The following is a 22800-nucleotide window of genomic DNA, read 5'->3' as shown; positions in this document are numbered from 1 at the left end:
GGTCAAAACAATAAATAGCGACATAACCGACTGAGACGTGTGGGCTGCTGCGTAGCCGAATAAATCTGGAAGCCCAAACGCCAGGAACTTCGGCAAGTGTACCAGGACAACACCTCTCCATTTTTTGATCACTTAGGGACAGACAGATGACATTCGACGTAAAAAACAAAACAGTGTTGGTGACCGGGGCGAACCGCGGCATCGGGAAAGCGATTCTTGAAGAGGCGTTTCAGCGAGGCGCGAAGAAGGTTTACGCCGCCGTCAGAAAGACAGAGTCCGCTGAGCCACTCGTTAAGAAGCATGGTGACCGCGTCGTACCGATCCGCCTTGACCTCAACGACCCCGCTTCTATCGTTGCGGCAGCGAAAACGGCAACCGACGTCGATGTTGTTATCAACAACGCTGGCGTCATGAAGATCAGCACCGCGTTAGACGAAGGCGCGATCGAAGCTTTGCAGTTCGAAATCAACGCAAACGTATACGGCCTCATGCGGGTCGCTCAGGCGTTTGCTCCCGTACTGAAAGCGAACGGTGGCGGCGTCATCGCTCAGCTAAACAGTATCGCTTCGGTCAAGACATTCGCAGACAAGACCACTTACTGCGCATCCAAGGCAGCAAGTTACTCAATCACGCAAGGACTACGAGATTCACTGCGAGAGCAGGGCACACTCGTCGTCAGTGTGCACCCCGGCCCCATTCAAACAGACATGGGCCAGGAAGCCGGCTTTGGTGACAACGCCTCGCCGCCGTCGATGGTGGCAGATGCCGTCTTCGACGCGATTGCCGATGGGCGATTCCATGCGTGGCCCGATCCGGTGGCCCAACAAGTTGGTGACGCCTATCGAAGCTTCGCCGAAAACATCGTCGAAGCCGAACTGCAGAAAAACGTTGATTGAGCCCTATCTGAAATCACCAGAAGCCTGACAACCGCGACAGCCCCTGAGGCAGTCAGCGTCACTAAATCCAATCGCCCTTTGTCCGCTACCCTCACGAAAGAATTCCACGATGAAGCCGCTACTGACCTTGCTGAATTCCATCTCAGGTCTTGTCCTTGTCCGGTTTACCATTTCAAAGTTTGCAGCTTGGCCCGTCTCAGTCGCAGCGTTTGTCGATATGGCAAAACCTATTGGAATTGATCCAACCTTCTTCAGGATCACAACAGGTTTTATCATCGGCTACGCCTCAATTTCGTTGTTTACGAATGCGTTAATCCTGCTGTTGAAAAAGGATGGAAACGAAAAATCCAGACTCCTGTATACATTCAACAGCCTCTACGCGGCGGGTGCGATGATTGGTGCTTTGTTCTCGGAATTTCTTCTGCGAACAAACCCCAAATGGCCGCTCGTTTACATCGCGGCCGGGATCGTGGTCATCGCTGTGGTAAACCTGTTTTCTCGCTACAGCAAATTCCCTCAGATCCTACGCAGCAAGGAAAATCCCGTGGCCTTGAAGGCTCAAAGTTCTGCCTAACACCTGTACTTCAACAGCGTGAAGGTCATCGATGAATGTGATCCGATGTAAACCCAACCCCCAAACCTCAAAACGAAGAAAAGATATGAACACCAGAACAATTCCATTTGCCTTCACCATTTTCGTCGTGGTAGTCAGCGGATGCTCAGAAAGTGCGAGTCCTGAAGGCGAACATTCCGACACAACACAAACAGAAGAGACACCAATGCTTTCCGAACAGCTCGAAGAAAAAGCCGCCGCCAGCGTAACGCGAATTCCGGCAGACGTACGTCAGACATATGCAGAAGCGGTCGAAACTGTCCGAGGGACCGGCATCGAAAAATCTGCCAAACAAGTGGGGGATGCGGCGATTGACGCGGAACTGTCTGGCTGGGACGGAAGCAGCGTTAAACTCAGCGAACTTTGGCAGGAGGGTCCCATCGTGCTGATGTGGTATCGAGGCGGTTGGTGCCCGTACTGCAACATTCAACTTCGCGCGATGCAGCAGAGTATGGACAAGATCGAGGATGCCGGAGCAAAGCTGGTTGTGCTCACGCCAGAGCTGCCGGAAAAAGCCAAAGAAACGGCTGACACCAACGACCTGGATATCGTCGCACTACACGACAAAGGCAGCGCCGTGGCGAAAGACTATGGTCTCGTTTTCCAACTGCCGGAACCGATCATTCCAGCCTATCGCGACAAACTGAAACTGCCTGAATACAACGGCGACGACGCAATGGAGTTGCCGCTGGCAGCGACCTATGTCATCGATCAGTCCGGGAAAATCACCTACGCGTTTCTTGACGCCGACTACAAGAAGCGAGCCGAACCGGCCGACGTTATCGAAGCCGTGAAAGCAGCTGTTCAATAACGGCCAACCAGGTCCCAATAATCTTCAATACTGCGGGGCATGGACGCTCCAAAGAAATTTCCATTCGCGACCATCGCCTCAACCCATGAACTGCGGTATGGCAGGCAGGCCAACGGCAGATCGTCTGCAGCTTTCTCCCCCCACGGCACGCGATCGTCTACACCAGCGCACGGAGCTGGATGCGACGGACCAGCGACCGAACCCGATGAACAAGCGACGTTATTGACACTGCACCTCAGCGATTCTACACTTAGATGGCGATCTGTATGTAGATATCTCGAAATGAATGTGGCCGCGCGATGGCAATGTCCATTCGCAGCTCAGAGGTCTTGCTTCAATGACGACGACGATTACCGGACCTGTCGAGGCGAAAATCGACGGTGATCTTCCATCTTCCGCTGCGGCGAAGACGATGGCAGTCATCGAGGCGGTCGGGCGAATGGCGACCGGGCTCACTCAGGCAGAAGTCGTTCAGCAGACGGGCTGTTCAGCGAACCTGGCGTTTCGAGTGCTGAGTACGCTGGTGTCGCTGGGGTACATGGTTCGCGGCGAAGAAGACCGGCGATATAAGCTGACCAGTCGATTGATCGAAAGCTGCCAGCCGCGTTCCTTCGATAAAAGCCTCGTCCTGTGCGCGCACGCCGCCATGCAGTGGTTGCGTGATCAGTCTCGCGAAACGGTGCAGCTGATGATTCGCGCCGGCAACAAGGGGATGGTGCTGGAGCAGGTTTCAGGGTTGGAAGCCGTTCAGGTGATGGGCAGAGTCGCTATGCGCATTCCGCTTTATTCGTGCGCGCCCGGCAAAGCGATTCTGGCGGCATCGTCAGAATCAGAACTGGACGATTGGCTTGCCGACACATCGTTGAAGAAGTTTACGAAGAACACGAAGGCGACTCGCAACGCACTGCTAAACGATCTGCAGCGAATTCGCGAACGAGGTTACGCGGAAGACTGGGAGGAGGGCATCGAGGGGATTCGCTGCGTCGCGGCGCCCATACTCGATGCGTACCAACGTCCGGTCGGAGCGATCACGGTAATGTCGCCGACAAAGCGCCTGCCACAAAAACGCTTTGCGGAACTCGGCCAATGGTGCATTGAAGCGGCAGCACGTACACGCAGGGAACTCTTGTCATGACACGACAACGTTGGACGCACTTTGGGTTGGCTGCGGCGACCATCATAACCTTCATGGCCAGCGGCGGTGTTTCGCTGTTGCAGGCTCAGGAAATCGACTTCGATAAGCAGGTTGCACCAATTCTGGTGTCGCATTGCCTTGAATGCCATCGCGGATCCGAACCGGAAGGCGGGTTGAACCTGACAGAACTCGCGCGGGCAACGCAAGGTGGCGACAGCGGCGCGGCGATTGTTCCGGGAAAAGCGCTGAAGAGTTTGTTGTGGGAACGAGTCAACTCGGATGAAATGCCGCCCAAACATCCGCTGAGTCTCACGCAAAAAGCGACGCTGAAACAGTGGATCAACGAAGGAGCCAAGTGGAGCGGTGGTGCGCTCGATCTGTTCTCAATCACGACCGACTCCCGAGCCGGGCGTGACTGGTGGTCACTGCAACCGCTTCGCAACGTGTCACCCCCGAAGCCAGACGGAGGCTGGGGACGCAACGGGATCGATGCGTTCGTATTGCAAAAACTGCAGGCACAGGGCTTGAAGCCGTCACCAGAAGCGAGCCCGCGCCACCTGATTCGCCGACTGTATTTCGATTTGATTGGCCTGCCGCCCTCGCCAGAACAAGTCGCTGCATTTGTCGCCGATCCGTCCGATGCAGCTTATCAGAACGTTGTCGACGAATTGTTGAGCTCGCGGCATTACGGTGAGCGATGGGGGCGGCATTGGCTGGATGTGGTTCGCTTTGGTGAAAGCAACGGCTTCGAACGTAACTTCCAACGCGAGAATGCGTGGCCGTACCGTGACTGGGTGATTGACTCACTGAATGCCGACATGCCCTACAACGAATTTGCACGCATGCAATTGATCGGCGATCAACTTGCCGGCGGAACCGAAGGCGCGGCGGCAACCGGTTTCTGGGTCGCTGGCGTGCACAACACAACGGTCGGTGGCAGCGAACGGATGAAACAACTGGCAAGGCAGGATGAGATCGAAGAAGTACTGGCCACACTCGGGCAAACGTTTGTTGGCCTGACGTTCAATTGCGCCCGCTGCCACGATCACAAATTCGACCCGATCACTCAGGCAGAATACTATCAGCTCGCCTCGTCCATCTCGGGGCTCGATCACGGTGAAAAGAAAATCCCACAGCCGGACGAGCAAGCCAGGTTGCAAGTCCTGGACGAACAACTGAAAAAACATCGTGCTCAACTAGCGGGCATCGATCAGGCGGCCCGTCAACGTATCATTGCCAACCGCAAATCAGGTGAAGAATTTTCTTCCGAACCTCCAGCGGCGTTCGCCCGATGGGAGTTCGATAGCGATCTGAGTGATTCCATTGGAACCCTGCACGGAAAAGCTCAGGGCACGGCCCGCATCGAAAACGGTGCTTTGATTTTGGACGGGGCCAGCTTCGTCGAAACCGCGGCGATACCAGCGGACATCGTTGAGAAAACTCTGGAAGCATGGGTGCAACTGGACAACCTTGATCAACGCGGCGGGGCCGCCATTTCCATTGCCAGCCTGCAAGGCGGTCTGTTCGATGCCGTCGTGTTTGGCGAACGCGACCCCAAACAGTGGATGCCCGGCAGCAACAACTTCAAGCGGACCGATACATTGAATGGCAGTGATGAACTGGAGGCTATTAATCGACCGGTCCACGTCGCGCTGGTGTATCAAAAAGATGGAACGATCATCGGCTATCGAGACGGATTGGCTTACGGCACATCGATTCGTAAGTCGGACCTACAACCATTCAAGGCGAACGAGACGGAGATTCTGTTCGGCCTGCGACACAAGCCGAATGGCGGAAATCGAAACTTGAAAGGCCGAATTCACGCCGCTGGATTTTACAACCGCGCTTTAACACCGGATGAAGTCGCAGCGTCATCTGGCAATGCAGCCGAGTATGTTCCTGAAGAGCAGCTCGTCGCGTCGCTGCACGAGGCCACTCGCAAACAACGCGAGGATCTAAAAGCTGCCACCGCACATTTGCAGGCGTCACGCGATCTGCAGGCCGCGAAGGTCAATCGCACCGTTTATACGCTTACCGCTCGCAAAGCTGCAGTGACAAATGTGCTGCTGCGAGGCGATCCGGACAATGTCGGCGACGTCGTTGCTCCTGCAGCGATCGATGCAATCGAGGGGCTTTCGGCTGATTTCGGCCTGGCACCTGACGCCGCAGAAGCAGAGCGTCGCCGGAAGTTGGCAGAGTGGATCACGAGCGAGAACAATCCTCTCTTCGCTCGCGTGATCGTCAACCGTGTCTGGCATTACCACTTCGGCGCAGGCATCGTCGATACCCCCAACGACTTCGGATTCAACGGCGGACGCCCAAGTCACCCTGAGCTATTAGATTATCTGGCGTTACAATTTCAGGACAACGGCTATCGGCTGAAGTCACTCCACCGGCAAATCGTCATGGCAAGTACCTACAGACAGGCGACTCACGGCCACTCGGCAGCCGACACGAAGAAGGCTGCGGCTAAGGATGCAACCAACCGATTATTGTGGAGAGCCAATGTTCGCCGACTGGAGGCGGAATCGTTGCGAGACGCAATGCTGACGACTGTCGGCAAGCTGAACGATGCTGCTGGTGGACCAAGCTTCAAAGACGTGTCGGTCACATTGCACAAAGGCACGACGTACTACGAACCGATCGATGTCGACCATCCCGATTTCTTTCGACGGACCGTTTATCGCTTCAATCCGCGCGGCGGACGCAGCGCGTTGCTGGATTCGTTCGACTGTCCCGATCCCGCCGCGACGGCTCCGCGACGTTCGGTGACAACGACGCCACTGCAATCGTTAAGCCTGATGAACAACGTGCTGGTGCTCCGGATGTCGGATTACTTTGCTGAACGAGTTCGCAGCGAAGCGGGCGACGATCACGCGGCTCAAATTACACGAGCGTGGCAGTTGGCAATCGCGCGCGATCCCAACGAATCAGAACGAGTGCTCTCGGACAAACTGGTTGCCGAGCACGGCTTATCGGCATTGTGCCGAGGCCTCTTCAATGTGAACGAGTTTGTCGTCATCGAATAGCAAGCGGACAGAACACGCGGAGCAACTTATGAACGATAACCAGGCCCTTGATCGTCGCGATCTATTTCACTGGGGCATCAACGGACTCGGCGCAACGGCACTCGCCTCGCTGCTGGCTGCTGAAACGGCATCTGCCTCCGACGGTTTCGGTTCTCGTCCCGTGAAAGCGAAGCGGGCGATTCACATTTGCCTTGTTGGCGGTTTAAGCCACATCGATTCGTTCGACTATAAGCCCGAATTGACCAGGCTTCACGGTAAGTCGCTGCAGACTGACGAAACTCCAGACCTCTTCTTCGGACAGATGGGGTTGCTGCGACGAGAAGACTGGAAGTTCACGCCGCGCGGCGAAAGCGGATTGATGATCTCCGACATGTTTCCTCACATCGCAGAACTTGCCGACGACCTGACCATTCTGCGCAGTATGGAATCCAAATCGGCTAACCACACGCCGGCACTGTTTCTGGCTAACAACGGCTTTGAGTTCAACGGCTTTCCTTCAATGGGAAGCTGGATTTCCTACGGCATGGGTGTCGAAAACGAATCGCTTCCTGCCTACGTCGTATTGAACGACGAACGAGGTGCCCCGAATACGGGAGCCTCAACGTGGAGCAGCGCTTTTCTACCGTCGAATCATCAGGGAGTCGTGTTGCGTGGCGGTAAGCAACCGGTTCGCGATTTGTTTCCCAGCAACCTGGTGGGCGGCGACAAGCTGAGCGCGGAAAATGACGCGGCGACTCGTCAGTTTGTGCAAGCCGTCAACCAACAGCATGTGGATCGTCAGGGAGGCGACGCCACACTGATGGCTCGGCTGAAGAGCTACGAGTTAGCAGCGAAGATGCAGACGTCCATTCCTCAAGTCAGCAGCTTTGCGGAAGAGTCTGTCACTACTCAGGAATCTTATGGCATCAACAATCAGCAAACTGCCGACATGGGTCGACGCTGTCTGCTGGGCCGGCGGCTGCTGGAACAAGGTGTGCGATTTGTGCAGTTGTTCTCCGGCGGTCCAATTGCAGGAAACCCGCGAGCCAGCTGGGACGCTCATGAAAATGTGAAAGAGAACCACACGATCGAAGCCGGTCGCATCGACCAACCCGTCGCTGCTTTGCTGAAGGACTTGAAGCAACGCGGCATGCTGCACGACACACTGGTGCTGTTCACGACGGAATTCGGTCGCACACCGTTTGCCCAGTCGGCGGCCGATCAGGTTGGGCCAGGGCGAGACCACAATCGCTACGGCTTCAGTTGTTGGATGGCCGGTGCGGGCCTCAAGCCTGGATTCGCATTCGGCAACACCGATGATCTTGGCTGGAAAGCGGTTGAACGGCCCATTCCATGGCACGACTTTCATGCCACCATCCTGCATCTATTCGGCATTGACCACGAAAAACTTACGTTCTACCACAACGGTATCCAACGTCGCCTGACGAACGTGCACGGCGAAGTTGTGGAAGAAATCCTGGCGTAGCGTGACGGCACGTACGGATGCCTGGCAACTTTGGTCCCACCAAACAGCATCACCGCTTCGGCTAACGCTTGCTCTCGTCGATTCGGTGGGTGCGCCCGAATCCTATAAAGCCGCTGCCGTAATACCTTGACTCCGTCGCTGTCAATTCGCTTGTGTGCAGCGGTTTCGGGCAGTAATGAACAGATGTTCCGTAGTCTGGTCGAACCGCGATTCAGACCGAAGTTCTCAGCTGCTGTGGACATCGTCGAAGTTGCATGCAGGTCGCTTGACGCTTGCCTGACGTGATGCCCCCTTGAATAATTAGAGCAGTCTCCCCTAATTGTGAACGGTTCGGGCCCGTGGGAAACAGCGTTCATCGTCTGAAATGCCTGTTCCGTGAGCACAAGTCAGCGAAATTCGCTGTAACGTTCAAGACCTGCTGTTGCGATGGTGCACAGTGCCGGAATAGCATTGCAAAGCTCGGTCATCCGAATTTGACCGGGCACGGGTGCGATTCACCTTACTTGTAAGCGGCTTCCCCATGAAGCAGGAAATTCGTACACCCAACTGCCTCTATTGGCGAATATATATGGAGTTCATTCCATTGACTCTTCCGTTAAATCGCAGCTCATCATTCTTCGCAATCTGCCTTGCCGTGCTGAATAGTGTCGCCGTTGCGCAGAACACTGAAGCACTGGCCAAAGCGAATGCCGCCGCGCCGGTAACTGCGGCGCCGTCAGAGCCGGTTGACTTTGTTCGTGATATTCAACCGATCCTGCGAGACAACTGTTACGAGTGCCATGCGGGAACGACGGAGGAGGGCGGCCTGAACCTGGGCGTGAAAGCCAAAGCGTTAAAGGGCGGCGACAGCGATGCTCCGATCGTTGCGGGCAACAGTAAAAAGAGTTTGCTGATTGAACTGGTCTCCGGCGCCGATGAAGATCGCGTGATGCCGCCGGAAGGAAATAAGCCGCTGACCGAAAAACAGATCGACCTCCTTCGCAAATGGATCGATCAGGGCGCGAAGTGGCCGGACGGCGCGGACATTGCTGATCCTAAAATGGATCGAGCCCAAACGCACTGGGCTTTTCAAAGACTCCAGCAAATTGAGGTACCGACGCGGCACTCCAATGACAACTGGTCCAAAAGCCCGATCGATCATTTCATACTACGGCAGCTTAGGAACGCAGGGCTCCGACCATCGACACCTGCCACCGCAAGAACACTGGTGCGGCGATTGTATTTTGATCTGATCGGGCTACCGCCAACTCCAACACAAACGGCTCAGTTCATTGACGCTCATTCGAAAGATCCCAATACGGCCGTTCAAAGTCTTGTCGACGAATTGTTGGATTCGCCCCGTCATGGTGAGCGATGGGGAAGGCACTGGCTGGATGTGGCTCGCTATGCAGACAGCGATGGGCAGGAATCCGACAGAGACCGTCCGCACGCTTACACCTATCGCGATTTTGTGATCGAGGCACTCAATGACGACATGCCGTACGACCAGTTTGTCCGCTGGCAAATCGCCGGTGACGAGTTCGAACCGAAGAATGATGCTGCGGTTTCGGCCACCGGATTCTTGACTGCTGGCACAGCCTTCAAGCTGCCCGATTCGTTCCTCGAAAGTGAGCGACTGATGAATCGGTACAACGAATTGGACGACGTGATCTCCACAGTGGGATCCGGCCTGCTGGGAATCACGGTCGCCTGTGCTCGCTGTCACGACCACAAGTACGACGCGTTTTCGGCGAAAGATTACTATCAATTACTGGGCGTCTTCCACAGCGGTGACCGAGTGACGGCCAAGCTACCCAGCGGGAAAGAAGGCTTCTTCTTCAAAGACTTTGACGCCAAGCGTCGGACCACATGGCTATTTCGTCGCAGCGATTTCTACGACCGTGAAATTGAACTCGACCTCGGTTTTCCCGCGATGCTGTCGGCCGGTGTGGACGCCGATCAATACTGGCAAAAGGCCAGAGAAGCCTACAGCGAATTCGGCGAACCTCAAAGTACATTGCAGCGCCGGGCTCTTGCCAACTGGATCACAGACACGAAACATGGCGGCGGCGCGTTGCTGGCGCGAGTTATCGTCAACCGCGTTTGGCATCATCATTTCGGAAAGGGAATCGTCGGCACCACAGGCGATTTTGGCGTTCGTGGTGACGAGCCATCGCACCCTGAATTGCTCGAATACCTGACCAACGATTTCGTCGAGAACGGCTGGAAAATGAAAACGCTGCACCGAAACATTCTAACCAGTGCCGTTTGGCAACAGGCCAGCACGCGCGACGCTTCGGACGAACGCGGATCGGAGATCGACCCAGCCAATAGTCTGCTGTGGCGAATGGCGCCGTTACGCCTTGAGGTTGAAATCATGCGTGACGCAATGCTCGCGGTCACGAACACTCTTAACCTTGAAGCTGGCGGCCCGGGATTCAAACCATACATCGCTCCCGAGGCCAACCTGGCCAGAAATATCCAGGGCGAGGGCTATCCCAAAGATGCACCGGACGACGCGACTACTCGGCGGCGAAGCGTCTATATGTTCCACAAGCGACTGATTCCTTATCCGATGTTTCAGGCGTTTGATCGCCCGGACTTAATGACCAGTTGTGCTCGCCGACAAAACACGACCGTCGCACCGCAAGCGATGGTGATCCTGAACGATCGCTTTGTTCGCACCGTGTCTCGTGACTTTGCAAACCTGCTGGTGCAAAGCCAAACCGATAAAACAGTTCCCGCAGAATCCGCGCTACAACCGATCATCGAGAAGGCATTCGAAGCCGCTTTCTCGCGATTGCCAACGGAAAGTGAAACGGAAACTTCAATCCAATTCATCGAAGCACAAGCCAAGGTCCGAGCGGGCCGCGAGGAACAGGATCCGCGCATCGAAGCGCTGACGGACTTTTGCCAGTCGCTGTTTGGGCTGAATGAATTTATCTACGTCGATTGAGTCACAGAAACAACCAACCAGCCGACGGGCGCTAGCTGTAGCTAGTAGAAACATCCGGCCCGACCACTGAATGAACCGGGGCGAACGCCCTGCGACTGATTGAACAGTGGGCACTACGAATCAGAAAGACGGAATGACATGTCGCACAATTCTCAATTGTTTCCCTGCGGTCGCGTCGCAAACATACTCAGCCGCCGTGAGTGGCTTTGTCGAGCGGGCGCTGGGGCTGGAATGATCGGTCTGGCCAGCTTATTGGCCGAAGAAAATCTTCTGGCCGCACCAGAACCAGCTAGCCCTTCCGCTCCGGTGACTTCATTTGTTCCGCGGCAAGGCCACTTCCCCGCCAAAGCCAAGTCAATCATTTGGCTGTTCATGGAAGGTGCTCCCAGTGCTGTGGACATGTTCGACCACAAACCTGAGCTGGACAAACAAGATGGTGCCACCACGGATATCCAGGCATTCTTCGGCAACCCGGGACCGTTGATGAAGTCTCCGTTTTCGTTCAGGCAATATGGCGAATGCGGACAGAAGGTTTGCGACCAGTACACCAATGTCGCCAAACATGTCGACAAAATGGCGTTCATCAAATCGTGTTACAGCGAATCGAATGACCACGTCCCGGCGATCTATCAAATTAACAGCGGCCTGCCTCGTCCAGGCTTTCCCACCGCCGGAGCATGGGCGACCTATGGCCTGGGAAGTGAGAACCAGGATCTGCCCGGCTATGTTGTGATGGGCAACACTCAGGGCGCCAAAGGCGGTCCGCACAACTGGGGTGCTGGCTTTCTGCCTTCGACATTCCAGGGAACACTTTTCCGTTCTCAGGGCACGCCGGTGCTAAACCTTAACCGACAGCCACAGATCACGAAGCAGGACCAGCGTGCACAACTGGACTTGATGGCGAAGTTAAACGACGAACACATGCAGCGACACACGCGTGACGCTGAGTTTGCTAACCGGATGCAGTCGTTCGAACTGGCATTTCGCATGCAGAAAGAAGCCACCGAAGTTGTGGACCTTTCGCGAGAAACACAGGACATGCACAAGCTTTACGGGATCGACAAACCACGGTCCAAGTCGTTTGGATCCAAATGCCTGATGGCAAGAAGGCTGGTAGAAAGCGGCGTACGGTTTGTGCAGGTTTACAGCGACGGCGAATGGGACGCCCACGACAACCTGGAAGAAAATCACAAGCACCATTGTGCGGCGACAGACGTTCCCGTGGCTGGCCTTCTCTCCGACCTGGAAGAACGCGGACTACTCGATTCCACGCTCGTGATTTGGGGTGGCGAGTTTGGTCGCATGCCGATTTCCCAAAACGGCAAGGGGCGCGACCACAACCCCAAGGGCTTCATGCAGTGGATGGCCGGTGCGGGAATCAAAGGCGGCGTCAGCTATGGCGAGACTGACGAGATCGGGTACGAAGCCGTTGAAAACCCCGTCAGCGTTAATGACCTGCACGCCACCATGCTCCACCTGCTCGGTTTGGACCATGAGCGGCTGACATACTCTCACAACGGTCGCAGCTACCGACTCACCGATGTTGCCGGCAAGGTGATCGAGGAGATACTCGCCTGAGGCTAAGTAGCGCCGCAGAACCTGGCAAGCCGCTCACGCGCCGTTTAACAGAGATTGCAACATCAATCGGCCCGAGCACGCACTGCGCCGAAGCCGGTCGGCCAGATCTTCGCTGGCACTCGATATCAAACGAAGCGCGATTAGAACCACACTTCACTCAACTGGCCGGACTCAAGCTCATTGGCATAACTCAGATAGTAGTTGCGATTGGGCGCGTTGTATTCCCGTGCCGCCAGGCCTCGCAGTGCCTGAATCTTCACCTTGCGAGCCAGTTGTTTGTCTGCATCATCGAGCCATTTCAAATGGTCCGAAAGCTCAAGCGCCCACTGGTAGTCTTCTTCTGCCAGAGCGGCTTCCATCTGTTCGGTTAGTTTTTGAGTGCCGCCGGCCAGCTTGGAAATTTTGATGGCTTTGGTACGAGGGGCTAGCCGATTCAGTGTTGTTGGATTCCCGTCATACCACCCCAGCAACCCTGAGTTGATGGCTCGGACCGCATGAGGCACCGATCCATAGAATTCGATGAGGTACGGTTTGTTTTCCAAGTGCTCGGGCAACTTCACTTCGTGTGCGAGCTGATCGGGGCCTTTGCCAGCGTTCATACCTGCGACCGTTTGGTCATACACGCTGCGGATCGATTCGCTGTAGTCCTTCAACATCGCGGTCGCCGTTTCCTGTCCCTGCGTGGGCATCGTGTGTCCAGGAACAAGGACGTGCGGCTGGAACTCCGCCATCTTCGCGACGCTTTCGGACCACTTCAGCACGTCTCGATACGCCGTACCGCGAATCGCGTACAGATTCGGAAACGAGCTGTAGAAATTGTCACCGGCAAACAACACCTTCTCTTCGGGAAGCCAGATGAACATTGCGTCGTCGGTTTCGCCTGGGCCAATGTGGAATTCCAGGTCGACACCTGCAATCGTCGTCTTAAGCCCCTCCTTCGGAATCAGCATGTTCGGCGGCAGGAACCCTTTTCCACCATCGCCGTCGGCAGTCTGTGCCGGGGCAACTCCGCGATTGGTCCTTTCAACGGCAGAAAGGTCTCGCCCAAACTGCCGCACATTTCGCTTCATCTTGACCGGGTTCACGACCTTATTCACACCTTCTGCAGATCCAAAAGTCTCCGTGGCGTAGATATCCGGCCTGTTCGCTCCTGCAAATGCCGTGGCTCCACCGATGTGGTCACCGTGGCTGTGAGTGTAAATGATCGCCTTCACCGGCTTGTCGCTGTACTCACGAAAAGCTTCGAGGGCTTTCGCCGCACTCGACGGTCCTCGAAGCGTGTCAACGATGATGATGCCGTCGGTGCCGACAATCATCGACGTGTTCGCTCCGTGGAAACCGACGGCAGTGAAGACATTGTCAGCGACTTTCACAACCTGCCGCTCGAATTGCTGCTGTTGTGAATTAAGCATCTTCAAGGCGACATCAGGATCGACCTGAGTTTGCCCGTTCGCAACTGCGGCGGTTAGCGTCAGACATAAAAGCAGACAGGCGGTTTTTGAAGGGACGTGCATCTTCTGATTCCTTTGGGAAAAACGTTGACTGTCGACGGATATCGCAGACGAAACTTGTCTCGCCATGCAATTGAGTGTACACTACACCCATATTGAAGTCAACGCAAAACGGAACAGAAAGTACTCCCATGAAGCAGTCGGAACGCCCCGGTTTTCTGATCAGTCGCCTGGCCTATCTTTTTCGGTTGCGCGTCGAAGACCTGCTGGCGAATAACGATTCGGAGCTTTCGGCGGAGGAGTCCGCCTTATTAATGGTGCTGGTCGAATCCGGCCAGCCGCTACGGCGTGGCGAGTTCGCCGAAATCATGATGCGCGACAAGACGACGATTACACGTCAGATCGACGGACTGGAAGCGAAGGGCCTTGTACGGCGAAAACGTGACCCAAGCGACGGCCGCGCATTTTTGATCTCACCCACCCCCAAGGGGACTCGCCAGGTCAGCAAGATACTGCCCGATGCAGAGGCCCTGCGACAACGCCTCAAGCAAGGCCTCACGCCGGAAGAATGGGCGATCGGCATGAAGGCCATGAGCCAGATGAAAGACAACCTAATGGCGTCGGAGTCAAACGAGTGACTCCCGCTGAACAACGACTTTCACCATAAGCAGCCCCCATCAACAACACATAAAACTGGAAGACACCATGAGCGAACTCAGCACACGCACAAAACACGTTCGATATCCGAAACTTGCCACACCGGCGAGATTCCTGTTCGCCTTGTTTCTTGTGGCGACTGGCCTGATGACGATGATGTTTGGCGTTCAGGGCTACCCGCTGCCAGAGGAGCCATCAGCATTTCGCGACTTCATGAAAGCACTGGACGACACCGGCTACATCATCTTCTGGGTGGGATTGGTGAAGTTCGTTGCGGGCAGTCTGTTGTTCGTCCGCCGAACAACGCCGTTAGCATTACTAATCGCCCTGCCATACACCGCCAACATTCTGCTTTACTGCATCTTCATCGCCAACCAATACCTGCTTCTGGGCATCCCTGACTTCCTGTGCAACGTGTTCCTCATCTACGCATGGTTCGACTGGTACAAAGGCTGCTTCGAAGATTGACGGCAAGGACTTCCACCTGCCATGCCAAAACGCCTGACATCACCTCGCCGCTTGCACGTAAAATTACGCTCCGCGAACAACAGTCAACCGGACGCAGTAGTGGTCGACGCAGTACCGCGACTGAAGTCCGGTCGGTGCGTTCTTTTTAGGGCGACCGCATCACGCAGCACCCCGGCGAAAGGCTCGACTCACTGAAGTGTTGAACTATGGCGTTGCCGTTCGCAGGTCGGCAATCATTTTCTCTGTGGCTGCTGCGACGGCTTCGCGCCAATTGGCTTCGCCAAACTGATCTGCGAACTCGCCATTGCGGTACGCGAAGTTGATGGCTCGAGAACTGTTGATCAGTCCACCCAGTCCCTTGCTGTCGAATGCCCCGGCGACGTCAGCCGCCGTTCCGCCCTGACTGCCGTAGCCAGGCACCAACAACGGCGCCGACGGCATGCGCTGACGCAATTCTGACAATTCCTGAGGCCATGTCGCGCCGACCACGGCACCAAGTCCGCCGTATTGGGATTGTGGCCAGTGCTGTTCGTTTAACGATTGCACGACGTCGGCAACGGCTTCGAACAGTTTCACGCCGGCTTCCTTACGATCCTGCAACACGGCGGCTCCTGGATTGCTGGTTCTGACCAGGACATACAAACCTGCATTCCGTTCGACTGCCGCATCGATGAAGGGCTGCAACGTGTCCACGCCGAGATAAGCGTTGATCGTGAGTGCGTCGGCGGGGTAGGGGGCAGCGGAAGAGTCTTCGCCGGCCAGCCATGCGTCGGCATACGCGGTTGCAGTCGAACCGATGTCGCCACGTTTGGCGTCGGCGATGACGATCAGTCCCGCTTCCCGAGCGTGCTGCATGACGCTGAGTAGTGCTGTCATGCCGGGTGGTCCGAGTTGTTCGAAGAACGCCACCTGCGGTTTCACGGCCGGCACTTTTCCAGCGACGACATCAATGATCTCCCGACAGAACCGCTCGAACGCGCGAGCCTGAATCTCGGACTTTGATCCGCCCTGAGAATTGGCGGCGTCCTGAATCTCCGCGGGCAGCAGGTCCCAGCGAGGATCCAGGCCCACGAGCGCGGGAGTGGACAGTTGTTCGATTTTGGCGTGGAGCCGTTCTGAATAACCAGGCATCGGTTTTGGATTCTAAGACAATGAAATCTAAATATGAGCAACGAGCCGCAACCAACTTTTCATCGCGAAGTCGGTGTCTGGACAGCGATCCCGGCCGACGATCGTACGTCCCCTGCGAAATTGCGGGTAAATACTTATGCGGGCTGTTGTTGCAGTCGGGTTTCCTGGTAACGGGGTGACCACCGCTGCAGAAAAGCGAGCTGTTCGTAACTGTATGCTGATTTCGATGTGGCTACAAATGTTCAGTCACACGACGGTTCGCACGAACACAACGATTGGGACGCCCGTCTGGTTCGATATTGATGGACAAACAGGCAAGGAAAGTTGCCTCGACGTCGACGCGACCTAAAGTTGCCTATTGATGGACACCTTTTGGACGACCACAACAATGTCATTCCGACGCTCAATCAAAAAATTTATTCGCGAGTCAGACGCCGCGACCGCGACGGAATACGCCGTGATGCTGGGCTTGATTTTGGCCGTGCTGATTGTCGGCCTCAGCTCTGCAGGAAGTGGCGTAAGCGGCTGGTGGACGAAAATCGATACTGATCTCAACAGCCACGGCTTCTAAATCAGCTTCCTTTATGTCGTGGACGGTTTGGGCACGTGGGAAACAGCCCTCGTAGTCCGAAGAGCTTGTTCTGCGGCCACAAGTCACCGAAGTCGCTGTAAATCGCCGATTCTGCTTCGTGGATCGACCACCGCCAACACTCGCAACGCAACCAATCTCGTTGCCGAAGCATGACGCTCAGTCCATCCGTCTGCCAATAGTCGCCAAACGCCGCCAAGCTTGCCATAATCGTCGAACCGCGAATTGAATTGGTAAGCACTGCTGCAAGAAGGAATTCGAAGTTTGGCTTTGACTGCGATCGCTTTGGGCGGAAACGTTGGCGACACAGCAGAACGATTTGAGGCAGCATTCGCTCAAATCGAATCGCTCGGCAACACAGTCGCAAAACGCAGCACGTTCGTTGGCACGCCGCCGATGGGCGAATCGGCCGGAGATCCGTTCCTGAATGCTGCAGCACTTGTTGAAACAGCGCTGCCGCCGCAGCAATTTCTGCAACAACTTCACCAGGTCGAAGCAAACTTGGGCCGAGAGCGTTCTGTCCACTGGGGGCCTCGGACACTGGACCTGGATCTGCTGTTGTACGATCAGCAAGTCATCGATTCGGATGCAGCGGTGGTCCCGCACCCCGCGTTATGGCAGCGACGTTTTGTATTGGAACCGTTACGCGAAATCGCGAGTGATTGGGTACATCCCGTTCTGCAGGAAACGATCGACCAGCTTTTTTGCCGCATCGACCAGCGACCATTACGATTCGAAATCGACGGAGCAAATGTAGACCCAACGCGGCTCGACGACCTCTGTCATTGGTGCGGGCAGGAATTCGATCGAGGTGACGTCTCCCTCACGATCGCGAAGGCGGCCGTTCCGCCGGACAACTTGTTCGCGCGGATCATCGTCCGAGATAGCGGCGTGGTTGAGCCCAACAGGACACAACCACGTCCGCATGACTCGCGGACGATCGAAATTGCAGCGGCGCATGCTGCCGACGCGACGAAATTACGGACCGCGTTGAACGACATCATTACGGCAGCTTTAGGGTGACGCCCCGTCAAGCACGCTACTCAACTTTCGCTTCCGGCAGGCGATCGACGCGAGCGGTGAGAACCTTCAAGCCCGCAGCGGCAGCAGGATCAGAGGCCGTTACCTTTTCGGTGAGCAGTTTCTTTGCACGCTGTTGAGCAACTTCGACAACGGCTCCAATCGAAACGGCGTTGGCTAACTGACTATCGTTAATTCCCAGGCCTTGAAACAGAGTTGCGGCCTGGCGGACGCGATCATCCTGCAGAATCCGTTGTTGCTGCTGTTGCGAGATGTCGCCACGGTTGGCGGTCGCAGACACGGCGGCAACCTGTTGCCAGTCTCGTTGCGGCGGCATTCGGTAGTAAACAGCAACTGCCACGATGGCTCGACCGGCCCCGGAATTAAGTTGCATTGACGTGACCTCAACAACGTCAGCCTGTTCGCGATCCGCAATGTCAGACGCGGCAGACGGTAGAATATTGGGGGCTGCGACATTCGGGTTCGGCTTCTTCAAAGCCTGTACGCTGTTGGCGGACAGTAATTCCTGCAGCTGATTTTGAACCTGCCCGGACAGCATTTCAGTGGCCAGCGCCATGGGATCAGCATTCGCTGCGGATTCGGAAATGTACCGGTCACCGTGTCGAATCAGTCGGCAGGTCTTACCCAGCAAGCGATCAGCGTTGACCAGAATACGCTGAAACGCTGCCTCAACGTCGGCGTCAGCTCGCTTGTACGACGGAAGATCTTTGATCACCGACGACGGATCCAATTGGAGAAGTTCGGCTTCGACGTCTCTCGCCTGTCCGCTTTCGACGATTTCCACGCCATTCAGAATGCCGAGACCTGCAATCTGCCGCAGTGGTCCTTTCTTCGTGAGCTTCTGCTTCACCAGGCGTTCCGGCAACTCCAGCACGACAACGTCAGGCTGAGCGTCGTTGGCGGCGTCATCCGGTAGCAAACCCTGCAGGCGTTCTTTCAGGTATCCGATTCGCTCAAGATGGGGCTGCGGACCGTTTTCCAGTTGTTCAATATGGTCGCGGAGAAGTTCAACAATTGGATCCGCCTTGTCAGGTTCAACGGCCGACTGCCGGGCGACATCGTACAACTCCGGAGCGTGATCCTTCAGCCATTCAGCGCGTAGTAATATTCGGAGATGTTCCTGCGGCGGATTCGATTCGCGTTGTGTGTCGAGCGATACGCCCAGAAGACGCGTGCCATCTTCGAGTACAAACACTTCGACAGCTCGCCGGCGCATCGATGCGTCGGCGAGCGCGACGTTCACGCTACCGTGCACGACCAATATGGCGACAAGAAAGTGTTTCATAGGTTGTCCTATTCCGTACACCGAACCAAACCCGCATGAGCCACGACGACAGCAACCAAGCTACCTCTGCCGGCCACTCGACTACTTTCGACGCAATACGGGCACTCCGTTTTCCCGGCATTATTAGTGCTTAACGGAGAGAACGGTTGACGATCCGCAAAAATCGGCCATTGGACGAATTATGCTTCTTTTTTGTTGTGATCACCCAACGGCAAACGCATTCTGTGAGGAAATGCGGGCATGCCAGACCATTCATCGCACAGAGACTTTTCTCTGCGGGGCGCGATTTGTGTGTCTGCACGTCGGCGCGCCACCTCGACTCAACTTCTCCCGGAACGCAGAACTATGGAACCACGCCGCAAAGCGGGACCGCGCCCCCCCGCATGGCTCCGATGGTTAAGCAACGACGCTGCTCGCGGAATCGTTGCTGATGAGTTTCACGCTCCGATTGGTTGCCACTTCTACCAAAATCCGGACAACGACGAGTGGGAAGTGTCCATTTTTGTCTCGGCCACAGAAATCGTCGGCGGGCCGCTGGATGGCAAAAATGTTCCTCTGCAGGTGCAACTGGACATCGTCCATGTCATGAACCTGTTCGATGAAACCCCCACCGTTCACTGGCAGTCGGACGCGGTGGCTGAAGATGACGAACTGGCTCAGCATCTTTCATTTGAAGGCACGGCTCGCGGACACCGAATCTGGTTGAGAATTCTGAAAGAACCGCCAGAAGGGATGGGGCCGGGCCGGTTGCTGCATGCCGGAAGCGGTGAAGTGGAAACGCTTTGGTAGCCGTCAGCGCTGGCATTTCGAGCAGTAAAAAGTGGCACGCTGAGTCTGCACAATCCGCTTTATCGTACCCTTGTCGCAAGTGGGACATGGCTGATCTGCTTTTTGGTAGACGCGGTGTTCGTTTTGGTAACCGCCGTCCTTGTTGAGTGCGTTACGATAGGTTCCATCGCTGAGTGTCGAACCTTCATACCGTATCGCTTCGTTCAGAATGTGATGTGTCGCATCCGCGATTCGCTCCCACATCGGGCCCGTAACGCGAGCGGCCGAACGCTTCGGTGAAACACCCGCCTTGTGCAGAATTTCGCTGGCATAAAGATTGCCGATTCCTGCCACCAGCTTCTGCTCCAGCATGGCAACTTTAATTGGCCGGGCCGTCCGGCTTAGCTGCTTTTTCCAATCGGCAGCGGTCATCGTAAGTGCATCTGGCCCCAGCTTTTGACGCAGTTCCAGCATCGCGGCAGCATCCAACAGCCGCACTGTCCCCAGGCCGCGTCGGTCCCAAAATTCAAACGACGACACTCGGCCACGCTTTGGCTTCAGGTGCCAGCAAACACGTCGATGGTCGACTGTGGGTGGATCTGACACCAGCATTAGGCCTGTCATACGAGGTTCGATAACGACGAAATCATCGCCATCCAGTTCGATGACAATCCGTTTGGCCAGGCGACTTACCCGGCGCACGACACGTTCTTTTTGAAGTCGGCGAAAATTGGCCGGAGAGGGCGATATCTGAATCGGCCTCCGCGTGCAGTGGCACAGCTCAACTTCCAGGATACAGCGGCCGGTTATTTCGGTTTTAATGCCACGGACCATCGTTTCAACTTCGGGCAGTTCGGGCATGTTCGTGTTGTTCCGTTTTTGAGGGATCCGGAGACTGGGTCTTCGGTGCGGCGGCCGGTATGTCGGAGTGTAATCTGATTCATTCGAGCGACCAGCAAAAGCGCCAGACTCGTGTACCCGGATGACCTACGGAAGGGCGGGAAATGCCGGAATATTCTTGACGCAAACGATTTGCGCGACGATGCTAGACAACAGGGAACTCCCGTGCTGTTTCGCATGACGTCTGCGTCGCGATCGGCCCACCTCGTCAGAGTTCCACATTGTTGTTTCGAATGATCTTCTTGGTTGAGCAAAAGGCACCAATCCATGCTCCGAAAGTCTTTTCTGCTGCTTACCTTCGCATCGGTAGCACTTTGCCTGACCACTGTTTCTCGTGCCGCTGACAAATCTGCGGCTTCGGCAGTCAACGCCTCGGACCTGCTTAGCGCTCAAAAGCTAAAATTGCAGGCTCGCGTCGCTGCAGAGCAGGGCGACTTCACGACAGCCGCAAAACTGATCGCCGACGCGGCCGATTTGACGGGCGATGTTCGGACAGCCCGGACGGCCCGCCATGCATCCAGCCCTCAGCCAGCGGGTGGAAATCAGTTCGCCAACTTTCAGGAACTGATTCAGCTGATCGTCGACCAGACAATGAACGCCGACCAGGACAACTGGGGAGCGACAGTCGGTGGACAGGGCCTGCCAGGCGGATCGATCTCAGTAGCATCCAACGGTGTGTTTTTCGCCGTCAACGCTTTGGCCAATGTGGTTGCGACGGGACAATCGAAATCCAACATGATGCAGGCGGCTGAGTTTGCGAAAACGGCCAATCATAATCTGGATGTCCGATCGAATTCTGAACTCAGAATGGTTTCTTTGCCTCGCCTTGAAAAGCTGGTCCAGCGTTTGGTGCAGGAAGGTCGCCCGATTCCTGAGGACGTTCGAACTATCGCGGGCATCAGCCGTATTGAGTACCTGTTTGTCTTCCCGGAAACTCAGGACGTTGTCATCGCTGGCCCAGCCGGTGACTGGCATATGGCGGCCAACGGGCGAGCCATCAGTTCTGCAAACGGTCGCCCCACACTAAATCTGGACGACGTGGTCACACTCACGCAGACGTTCTCACAGAACGGTGCTCAATTCTTTATGTGCACGATCAATCCAAAACAGGAACAGGTTGCTGCTGTTCAGGATTACGTCACAAAGAATCGTCGCGGTTTGAACCCTCGCACAGCCGACGCTTTCACAAACGACGTCGAACAGAAACTGGGCCTGCAGAATGTGATCACTCAAGGCATCCCACACAACTCTCGAGTTGCCTCCGTGATCGTCGATGCTGACTACCGCATGAAGGAAATCGGCATCGGTAAGCGACAGGGTCCGAACGGCATGAAGAGCTACTTCGATCTGCTGTCTCGCTCAGAACAACGCGGTACCGGATCAATGGACGCTCTGCGATGGTGGATGGCTGTCGGATATGACGCGATCAACATGTCACCCGATGGTCAGGTATTTGAATTCTCTGGCAACTCAGTTCGCTGCCTTTCTGAAAACCAGATCGTCGACAACAACGGTACTCGTCAAAGCACGGGGAAAGCAGATCGAGCCAACGCAAAATTCGCGGAGCTATTCACGAAACACCTGCCAGAACTGGCAGCTCAGGATCCGGTTTTCGCAGACCTTGAAAACGTGTTCGACCTGGCGATGGTTTCAGCTTTGATTCACGGGCAGGGCATTGCTCAGCAGGTTGGCTGGCATCCAGTCGCCTTCAGCCGAAACGGTAGCTTCCAAACTCAGCCCGTCGAAGTGCCCAACGAGCTCATGACGGCTGCCGCTCATCGCATCTACGACGGTCGTAACATCGTCATTCAGGTTGCGGGTGGTGTTCGAGTTGACGTTGCCGAACTGGTTAGCGACAAGAACCGCATCAAGAACGTTCCGGAACTGGCAGATCGCACGAACCAGGCGACTCCAATCGGTCAGCAGAACGCTCGCTGGTGGTGGGACGCTTCTCAGCGATAGTGCGATGTCGGCGTGATGGCCGACAGACACCGAACAAAATGCTATCTTCTGAAGCCCGGCTTTTTCGAAAAGCCGGGCTTCTTTGC

At 55.7% G+C, this 22800-nt stretch carries 19 protein-coding genes; 15 read left to right on the top strand and 4 right to left on the bottom strand.

Going from position 1 to position 22800, the window contains the following annotated elements:
* Positions 1–146 precede the first annotated feature (146 nt).
* From Fuma_RS32125 to Fuma_RS32090, 8 genes are all read left to right on the top strand, one after another.
* Positions 147–896 carry an SDR family oxidoreductase gene (locus Fuma_RS32125; protein WP_077027711.1) on the top strand — a complete coding sequence of 250 codons (750 nt, stop codon included), beginning with the start codon at positions 147–149 and terminating at the stop codon, positions 894–896.
* A 109-nt stretch (positions 897–1005) separates the two neighbouring features.
* Positions 1006–1470: a hypothetical protein gene (locus Fuma_RS32120; protein WP_077027710.1), complete on the top strand. Its 465-nt coding sequence runs from the start codon at positions 1006–1008 to the stop codon at positions 1468–1470.
* 85 nt (positions 1471–1555) lie between these two features.
* The gene (locus Fuma_RS32115; protein ID WP_083732477.1) at positions 1556–2320 is read left to right on the top strand and encodes a peroxiredoxin-like family protein; all 765 of its coding nucleotides are present in this window, start codon (positions 1556–1558) and stop codon (positions 2318–2320) included.
* A 337-nt stretch (positions 2321–2657) separates the two neighbouring features.
* Positions 2658–3455, top strand: coding sequence for an IclR family transcriptional regulator (locus Fuma_RS32110; protein ID WP_158521203.1), 798 nt, complete (start codon positions 2658–2660; stop codon positions 3453–3455).
* Entirely contained in the window at positions 3452–6484 is a 3033-nt protein-coding gene (locus tag Fuma_RS32105) for a DUF1553 domain-containing protein (protein ID WP_099091843.1), read from the top strand. The genes Fuma_RS32110 and Fuma_RS32105 overlap by 4 nt, the downstream gene beginning before the upstream one ends.
* 28 nt (positions 6485–6512) lie before the next feature.
* On the top strand, positions 6513–7949 hold the full coding sequence (locus tag Fuma_RS32100) for a DUF1501 domain-containing protein (RefSeq protein ID WP_077027708.1): 1437 nt from the start codon (positions 6513–6515) through the stop codon (positions 7947–7949).
* 520 nt (positions 7950–8469) lie between these two features.
* Positions 8470–10884 carry a PSD1 and planctomycete cytochrome C domain-containing protein gene (locus Fuma_RS32095; protein ID WP_218922341.1) on the top strand — a complete coding sequence of 805 codons (2415 nt, stop codon included), beginning with the start codon at positions 8470–8472 and terminating at the stop codon, positions 10882–10884.
* Between the two features lie 138 nt (positions 10885–11022).
* The gene (locus Fuma_RS32090) at positions 11023–12462 is read left to right on the top strand and encodes a DUF1501 domain-containing protein (protein WP_077027706.1); all 1440 of its coding nucleotides are present in this window, start codon (positions 11023–11025) and stop codon (positions 12460–12462) included.
* A 140-nt stretch (positions 12463–12602) separates the two neighbouring features.
* Here Fuma_RS32090 and Fuma_RS32085 read toward each other — a convergent pair whose 3' ends face one another.
* Complete coding sequence (locus tag Fuma_RS32085) at positions 12603–13976, bottom strand: alkyl/aryl-sulfatase (protein ID WP_077027705.1); 1374 nt, start codon at positions 13974–13976, stop codon at positions 12603–12605.
* 128 nt (positions 13977–14104) lie between these two features.
* Here Fuma_RS32085 and Fuma_RS32080 point away from each other — a divergent pair, with 128 nt between their 5' ends.
* Both Fuma_RS32080 and Fuma_RS32075 read left to right on the top strand, forming a co-directional pair.
* Positions 14105–14551 (top strand): MarR family winged helix-turn-helix transcriptional regulator, encoded by a 447-nt coding sequence (locus Fuma_RS32080; RefSeq protein WP_077027704.1) that lies wholly within the window; start codon positions 14105–14107, stop codon positions 14549–14551.
* A 67-nt stretch (positions 14552–14618) separates the two neighbouring features.
* On the top strand, positions 14619–15038 hold the full coding sequence (locus tag Fuma_RS32075; RefSeq protein ID WP_077027703.1) for a hypothetical protein: 420 nt from the start codon (positions 14619–14621) through the stop codon (positions 15036–15038).
* Between the two features lie 204 nt (positions 15039–15242).
* Here the strand turns inward: Fuma_RS32075 and pyrF are convergent, their stop codons facing one another.
* Positions 15243–16169, bottom strand: coding sequence for an orotidine-5'-phosphate decarboxylase (gene pyrF, locus Fuma_RS32070; RefSeq protein ID WP_077027702.1), 927 nt, complete (start codon positions 16167–16169; stop codon positions 15243–15245).
* A gap of 136 nt (positions 16170–16305) precedes the next feature.
* Here pyrF and Fuma_RS32065 point away from each other — a divergent pair, with 136 nt between their 5' ends.
* The 3 genes from Fuma_RS32065 (at position 16306) to folK (ending at position 17781) form a co-directional block, all read left to right on the top strand.
* Positions 16306–16518: a hypothetical protein gene (locus Fuma_RS32065; RefSeq protein WP_077027701.1), complete on the top strand. Its 213-nt coding sequence runs from the start codon at positions 16306–16308 to the stop codon at positions 16516–16518.
* Between the two features lie 39 nt (positions 16519–16557).
* On the top strand, positions 16558–16740 hold the full coding sequence (locus tag Fuma_RS32060; RefSeq protein ID WP_145944494.1) for a Flp family type IVb pilin: 183 nt from the start codon (positions 16558–16560) through the stop codon (positions 16738–16740).
* A 282-nt stretch (positions 16741–17022) separates the two neighbouring features.
* Complete coding sequence (gene folK, locus Fuma_RS32050; RefSeq protein WP_077027698.1) at positions 17023–17781, top strand: 2-amino-4-hydroxy-6-hydroxymethyldihydropteridine diphosphokinase; 759 nt, start codon at positions 17023–17025, stop codon at positions 17779–17781.
* A 16-nt stretch (positions 17782–17797) separates the two neighbouring features.
* Here folK and Fuma_RS32045 read toward each other — a convergent pair whose 3' ends face one another.
* Positions 17798–19084 carry a hypothetical protein gene (locus tag Fuma_RS32045; protein WP_077027697.1) on the bottom strand — a complete coding sequence of 429 codons (1287 nt, stop codon included), beginning with the start codon at positions 19082–19084 and terminating at the stop codon, positions 17798–17800.
* A gap of 345 nt (positions 19085–19429) precedes the next feature.
* Between Fuma_RS32045 and Fuma_RS32040 the strand changes: the two genes are divergently transcribed.
* The gene (locus Fuma_RS32040) at positions 19430–19873 is read left to right on the top strand and encodes a hypothetical protein (protein WP_077027696.1); all 444 of its coding nucleotides are present in this window, start codon (positions 19430–19432) and stop codon (positions 19871–19873) included.
* A 3-nt stretch (positions 19874–19876) separates the two neighbouring features.
* On the opposite strand, the gene mutM is transcribed toward Fuma_RS32040, so the two are convergent.
* A complete protein-coding gene (gene mutM, locus Fuma_RS32035) occupies positions 19877–20713 on the bottom strand; it encodes a bifunctional DNA-formamidopyrimidine glycosylase/DNA-(apurinic or apyrimidinic site) lyase (RefSeq protein WP_077027695.1) in 837 nt (278 codons plus the stop codon).
* Between the two features lie 306 nt (positions 20714–21019).
* On the opposite strand from mutM, the gene Fuma_RS32030 reads away from it, so the two are divergent.
* Complete coding sequence (locus Fuma_RS32030) at positions 21020–22714, top strand: DUF1598 domain-containing protein (protein ID WP_077027694.1); 1695 nt, start codon at positions 21020–21022, stop codon at positions 22712–22714.
* Positions 22715–22800 lie beyond the last annotated feature (86 nt).

Source organism: Fuerstiella marisgermanici (assembly GCF_001983935.1).
GTDB classification, from domain to species: Bacteria; Planctomycetota; Planctomycetia; order Planctomycetales; family Planctomycetaceae; genus Fuerstiella; species Fuerstiella marisgermanici.
Note: the sequence above shows the minus strand (reverse complement) of the source record. Positions and strands in the feature narration are given on the sequence as shown.

Bases quoted from the DNA above. Each gene is read 5' to 3' on its own strand.
- Fuma_RS32075 (WP_077027703.1), top strand. From the start codon at position 14,619: ATGAGCGAACTCAGCACACGCACAAAACACGTTCGATATCCGAAACTT.
- Fuma_RS32120 (WP_077027710.1), top strand. From the start codon at position 1,006: ATGAAGCCGCTACTGACCTTGCTGAATTCCATCTCAGGTCTTGTCCTT.
- Fuma_RS32115 (WP_083732477.1), top strand. From the start codon at position 1,556: ATGAACACCAGAACAATTCCATTTGCCTTCACCATTTTCGTCGTGGTA.
- Fuma_RS32085 (WP_077027705.1), bottom strand. From the start codon at position 13,976: ATGCACGTCCCTTCAAAAACCGCCTGTCTGCTTTTATGTCTGACGCTA.
- Fuma_RS32100 (WP_077027708.1), top strand. From the start codon at position 6,513: ATGAACGATAACCAGGCCCTTGATCGTCGCGATCTATTTCACTGGGGC.
- Fuma_RS32125 (WP_077027711.1), top strand. From the start codon at position 147: ATGACATTCGACGTAAAAAACAAAACAGTGTTGGTGACCGGGGCGAAC.
- Fuma_RS32110 (WP_158521203.1), top strand. From the start codon at position 2,658: ATGACGACGACGATTACCGGACCTGTCGAGGCGAAAATCGACGGTGAT.
- pyrF (WP_077027702.1), bottom strand. From the start codon at position 16,169: ATGCCTGGTTATTCAGAACGGCTCCACGCCAAAATCGAACAACTGTCC.
- Fuma_RS32045 (WP_077027697.1), bottom strand. From the start codon at position 19,084: ATGAAACACTTTCTTGTCGCCATATTGGTCGTGCACGGTAGCGTGAAC.
- Fuma_RS32040 (WP_077027696.1), top strand. From the start codon at position 19,430: ATGGAACCACGCCGCAAAGCGGGACCGCGCCCCCCCGCATGGCTCCGA.
- Fuma_RS32080 (WP_077027704.1), top strand. From the start codon at position 14,105: ATGAAGCAGTCGGAACGCCCCGGTTTTCTGATCAGTCGCCTGGCCTAT.
- mutM (WP_077027695.1), bottom strand. From the start codon at position 20,713: ATGCCCGAACTGCCCGAAGTTGAAACGATGGTCCGTGGCATTAAAACC.
- Fuma_RS32060 (WP_145944494.1), top strand. From the start codon at position 16,558: ATGTCATTCCGACGCTCAATCAAAAAATTTATTCGCGAGTCAGACGCC.
- Fuma_RS32065 (WP_077027701.1), top strand. From the start codon at position 16,306: ATGCGGGCTGTTGTTGCAGTCGGGTTTCCTGGTAACGGGGTGACCACC.
- Fuma_RS32030 (WP_077027694.1), top strand. From the start codon at position 21,020: ATGCTCCGAAAGTCTTTTCTGCTGCTTACCTTCGCATCGGTAGCACTT.
- Fuma_RS32105 (WP_099091843.1), top strand. From the start codon at position 3,452: ATGACACGACAACGTTGGACGCACTTTGGGTTGGCTGCGGCGACCATC.
- Fuma_RS32090 (WP_077027706.1), top strand. From the start codon at position 11,023: ATGTCGCACAATTCTCAATTGTTTCCCTGCGGTCGCGTCGCAAACATA.
- Fuma_RS32095 (WP_218922341.1), top strand. From the start codon at position 8,470: ATGAAGCAGGAAATTCGTACACCCAACTGCCTCTATTGGCGAATATAT.